This is a genomic window from Gordonia sp. (in: high G+C Gram-positive bacteria) (genome assembly GCF_012515855.1).
GTDB lineage: Bacteria > Actinomycetota > Actinomycetes > Mycobacteriales > Mycobacteriaceae > Gordonia.
Genome location: NZ_JAAYXO010000240.1, coordinates 1 through 3,990 on the forward strand (window position 1 = coordinate 1; position 3,990 = coordinate 3,990).

A 3,990-nucleotide genomic window follows, 5' to 3' on the forward strand; every position below is an offset into this window, starting at 1 on the left:
AAGGCGTCCAAGAGCATCACCAAGGCGATCCCCGGACGCGTCGGGGTCGCGATCACTCCGACCGGCAGCGGCGAGCCGCTCTTCTTCGGAACGGTCAAGACGGCGCGCGCGTGGTCGACGTTGAAGGCGCCGGTGGCACTGGCCGCCGAACGCGCCCACGTGGCGGATCTGACGGCGCTGGAGAACAAGTCGATTCGCGACTCGGACAACGCCTCGGCGGAAGCGATCTGGGGTGCGCTCGGGTCGACGCAAAGTGCCATCGACGCAGTGACCGCGGTGCTGCGCGAAGGCGGCGACGCGCGGACCGTGATCGCCTCCGAACTCAGCAGCCCGCCGAGTTTCCCGGGCGCGACACAGTGGGCGACCACCGACCAGTCGGTGTTCGCGGCCAATATGACCTGCCTTGCCGGCGCCGAACCGGTGATCGCGAACATGAGTCACGTCGGGACCAACCAGCGCTGGGGCCTCGCCAAGGGCAAGAAGGGCGTCTCGACGGCGGTGAAGGGCGGCTGGGGCCCGGTGTCCGACGCGACCGGCAAGTACGTCGTTCGACAACTCGCCACGGTGACCACCGATCGCGGCGCCGTCGGGGTGAGCCTGGTGGCCGTGCCGAAGAGCGGCTCGTTCGAGGACGGCACCAGGATGTTGACCCGCCTCGGCGACTGGGTGCAGCGCAATCTCAAGAACATGCCGGCCGGGCAGTGCCCGCCGAAGCTCTTCTGATCGCGGCGGGCTGACCGCCGTTCAGCCGCCGAACGTGCTCAGCAGGATCGCCTCGGTGAGCGCGGTGCGCCGCAGCTCACCGGGGTCGACGCTCTCGTTGGGGGCGTGGATGGCGCACAGCGGTTCCTCGACGCCGAGAAGCGCGATCTCCGCGTGCGGGAAGGTCTGCGCGAGGACGGTGGAGAGTGGAATCGACCCGCCCTGCCCGGCGAACTGAACGGGGACGCCGTCGTAGGCGGTGGTCATCGCGTCGATCAACTGCACGTAGGCGGGGCCGGTGACGTCCGCGGAGAACGCGCCACCGAAGGTGTCGGGCTCGAACTGCACCTCGACGCCCCACGGAATGTGCTTGCGCAGGTGCGCCTCCATCAGGTCGTACGCGGCGCGCGTGTCGGTGCCCGGCGGGACACGGAGATTGAGCATCGCGGAGGCGGTCGGCATGATGGCCGCGGCGCACTCGGCGGTGCTCGGGGCGTCGATGCCGATCACCGTGACCGCCGGTCGCGACCACGCCATGTCGGCAGGCGTGCCGGTGCCGAGCACCTCGGTGCCGGGCAAGGCGCCGACCGTCTCGCGGAACTGATCGTCGGTGAACTCGAAGCCCGTCCACTTCTGGTCGGCCTGCAATCCCTCGATCGTGGTGTCGCCGCGCTCGTTGCGCAGCGACGCCAGTCCGGCGATCAGCGCGGCCATCGCGTCGGGTGCGGGACCGCCCGCGCCGCCGGAGTGGACGCCGTTCTTGAGCGCCGACACGGTGACCTTCACATTGGTGACGCCGCGCAGGCTGGTGGTGAGTGTCGGAATTCCGACGGCCAGGTTGCCCGTGTCGCCGATGACGATGAGGTCGGCGTCGAACAGTTCGGGTCGCGTGCGGACCAGGGTGTCGAGCCCCTCACCGCCCGCTTCCTCCGAACCCTCGATGATGAGCCGGACGTTGCAGGCCAGCTGGTCGCCGACCGCGCGCAGCGCGGTGAGATGCGCGACGAGGTTGCCCTTGCAGTCGGCACTGCCGCGCCCGTACCAGCGACCGTCGCGTTCGACGAGCTCGAACGGCGGGGTCTCCCACAGTGATTCGTCGCCCGCGGGCTGGACGTCGTGGTGGCTGTAGAGGGCGACCGTCGGGCTGCCCTCGGGGCCTGCGCGATGGCCGACGACGGCGGGCGATCCGTCGGAGGTGACGATCACCTCGGTCGCGAAGCCGAGTTCGGCGAACGCCTCGGCGACCCACGCCGCGCTGGCGGTGCTCGCCTCGACCTGCGCGTGGTCGATGTGGATCGAGGGGAGGGCCACCAGCGTGGCGAGGTCGTCGCGTGCACGGCCCATGAGGTCGTCGACGCGGTCAGCAAGAGTTTCCGGAGCGATTTCCACGGGGCTCATGCCTCAAGGATTACACGCCGGAAGCCGTCATGCCGGGCGAGGGACGTCGAAGCTCGCGTGCATCTCCCAGTAGACGATCTCGGCGTCGCCGGTTGCGGTCAGCGTGACGGCGCCGCCGTCGGTGAGTCGCACCGCGTCGCCGTCGGCCATCGCGGTGGACGCCAGCGAATCCGCGTCGACGACCACTTCGCCGCGAACCACGTACAGGTGCCCGAAGGGCGCGGCGGGGAGGGTGATGGTCTGCCCGGCGTGCGGCCGGGCGATGTGCAGCGCCGCGAAGCGGTTGGCGATCGGGAGGGCGTCGGTGCCCGCGTGCGCGGCACGACCCGACGCGACGACCACCGGTTCGCCGGAGGCGAGGGCGTCGTTGAAGTCGCGGGTGCTGTGCGCCGGGTCGAGCTCATCGGTGTGCGGCGGCACCCACATCTGGATCACGCGCAGCTTCTGCCGCGAGGAGCGCGCTTGCGCGTTGCCCTCGCTGTGGGTGATGCCGCGTCCGGCGGTCATCGCACCGAGGCTGCCTGTGCCGATGACCTCGCGGATGCCGGACGAGTCGCGGTGCTCGACGGCGCCGTCGACCACCCAGGTCACGATCTCCATGTTCTGGTGCTGGTGTGCGTCGAGTCCCTCGCCCGGCCCCACTTCGTCGTCGTTGTGGATCGCGAGCACCCCGTGGGCATTGCCGAACAGGTCGAAGTTTCCGGTGCCGGGGAACGACTGCCGCGAGGTGAGCCATTCGTTGGCCCAGAAGTGGCGGTCAGCGGCCGGGATGAGCGTTGCGGTCATGGTTCCTTCTCACATCTTCTCGAGATGATCGGCCAGCGCGCGCATGGTGCCGGCCAGGGCGGACGCGTCGTCGTCGGAGACGGCGCTGAAGAACAGTTCGTCGACGTCGGCGCGGTGCTTGCGGGCGACGGGCTCGAACGCGGCGACGCCTTCCGCGGTGAGGACGGCGTAGCTCCCTCGACGGTCCTCGGGTGCGCTCTCGCGCCGTACCCAGCCGCGTTTGCACAGCGCGGCCACCTGGTACGACAGCCGCGATGCCGAGAACACCATCCGGTGGCCGAGGTCGTTCATGCGCAGCCGACGGCCCGGCGCGTCGTACAGCAGGAGCAGTACCTGGTAGTCGGACAGGCACAGGCCGTCGGGGCGGAGTCGACGATCGAGTTCGGTCTGAATGCGGGCGGAGTTCTCGATGAACAGCCGCCACGCAGTCAGCTTCGTGGCCTCGGTCATCGTTTGCCGTAGGGCCTCAGTGCATCGGCCGGGATCTGGCCGAAGCGACCGGACTGGAAGTCCTCCATCGCCTCGATGATCTGCTCGCGAGTGTTCATCACGAACGGTCCGTACTGCGCGACGGGCTCGCGGATGGGCTGACCGCCGAGCAGCAGCACCTCCATCGCCGGGCGGTTGGAGTCCTGGCTCGAATCCGCGGCCACCGTGATGCGATCGCCCGCCCCGAGCACGGCCAGCTGGCCGCCCTCGATCGGACGCTGCTCGGCGCCGACGGTTCCGCGACCGGACAGCACGTAGACCAGGGCGTTGAAATCCTGGCGCCACGGCGTCGACAACTGCGCGCCGGGCTGGATGGTCGCGTGCGCGAAGGTGATCGGGGTGTGGGTGGCTCCGGGGCCGACGTGGCCGTCGAGATCGCCCGCGATGATCCGCACCAGCGCGCCGCCGTCGGACGACGACAGCAGCTTCACCTGACCGCCCTCGAGGTTCTGATACTTGGGCGTCAGGAACTTGTCGTCGGCCGGCAAGTTGACCCACAGCTGAATGCCGTGGAACGTGCCGCCGGATTCGACGAGTGCCGCGGGCGGCGTCTCGATGTGCAGAATGCCCGAACCCGCCGTCATCCACTGGGTGGCGCCGTTCTCGATGAGTCCG

General features: G+C 69.6%; 5 protein-coding genes. 1 reads left to right on the plus strand and 4 read right to left on the minus strand.

Features of this window, described 5'->3' with window-relative positions; all coding sequences use genetic code 11:
- Positions 1–723 (plus strand): hypothetical protein (locus GX543_RS17295; protein WP_290853711.1); only part of this gene is annotated, 723 nt, incomplete at its 5' end.
- Between the two features lie 21 nt (positions 724–744).
- Here GX543_RS17295 and GX543_RS17300 read toward each other — a convergent pair.
- The 4 genes from GX543_RS17300 to GX543_RS17315 form a co-directional block, all read right to left on the minus strand.
- Entirely contained in the window at positions 745–2,100 is a 1,356-nt protein-coding gene (locus GX543_RS17300; RefSeq protein ID WP_290853713.1) for a dipeptidase, read from the minus strand.
- Between the two features lie 27 nt (positions 2,101–2,127).
- Positions 2,128–2,886: a pirin family protein gene (locus GX543_RS17305; RefSeq protein WP_290853715.1), complete on the minus strand. Its 759-nt coding sequence runs from the start codon at positions 2,884–2,886 to the stop codon at positions 2,128–2,130.
- A 9-nt stretch (positions 2,887–2,895) separates the two neighbouring features.
- Entirely contained in the window at positions 2,896–3,336 is a 441-nt protein-coding gene (locus tag GX543_RS17310; protein ID WP_290853716.1) for a MarR family transcriptional regulator, read from the minus strand.
- Positions 3,333–3,990, minus strand: a 658-nt coding sequence (locus GX543_RS17315) for a pirin-like C-terminal cupin domain-containing protein (RefSeq protein WP_290853717.1), incomplete at its 5' end; no start/stop codon positions are given. The genes GX543_RS17310 and GX543_RS17315, both read right to left, overlap by 4 nt.

What these genes read in the sequence shown, in the direction of transcription:
- GX543_RS17300 (WP_290853713.1), bottom strand. Translation starts at nt 2,100, where the DNA reads ATGAGCCCCGTGGAAATCGCTCCGGAAACTCTTGCTGACCGCGTCGAC.
- GX543_RS17305 (WP_290853715.1), bottom strand. Translation starts at nt 2,886, where the DNA reads ATGACCGCAACGCTCATCCCGGCCGCTGACCGCCACTTCTGGGCCAAC.
- GX543_RS17310 (WP_290853716.1), bottom strand. Translation starts at nt 3,336, where the DNA reads ATGACCGAGGCCACGAAGCTGACTGCGTGGCGGCTGTTCATCGAGAAC.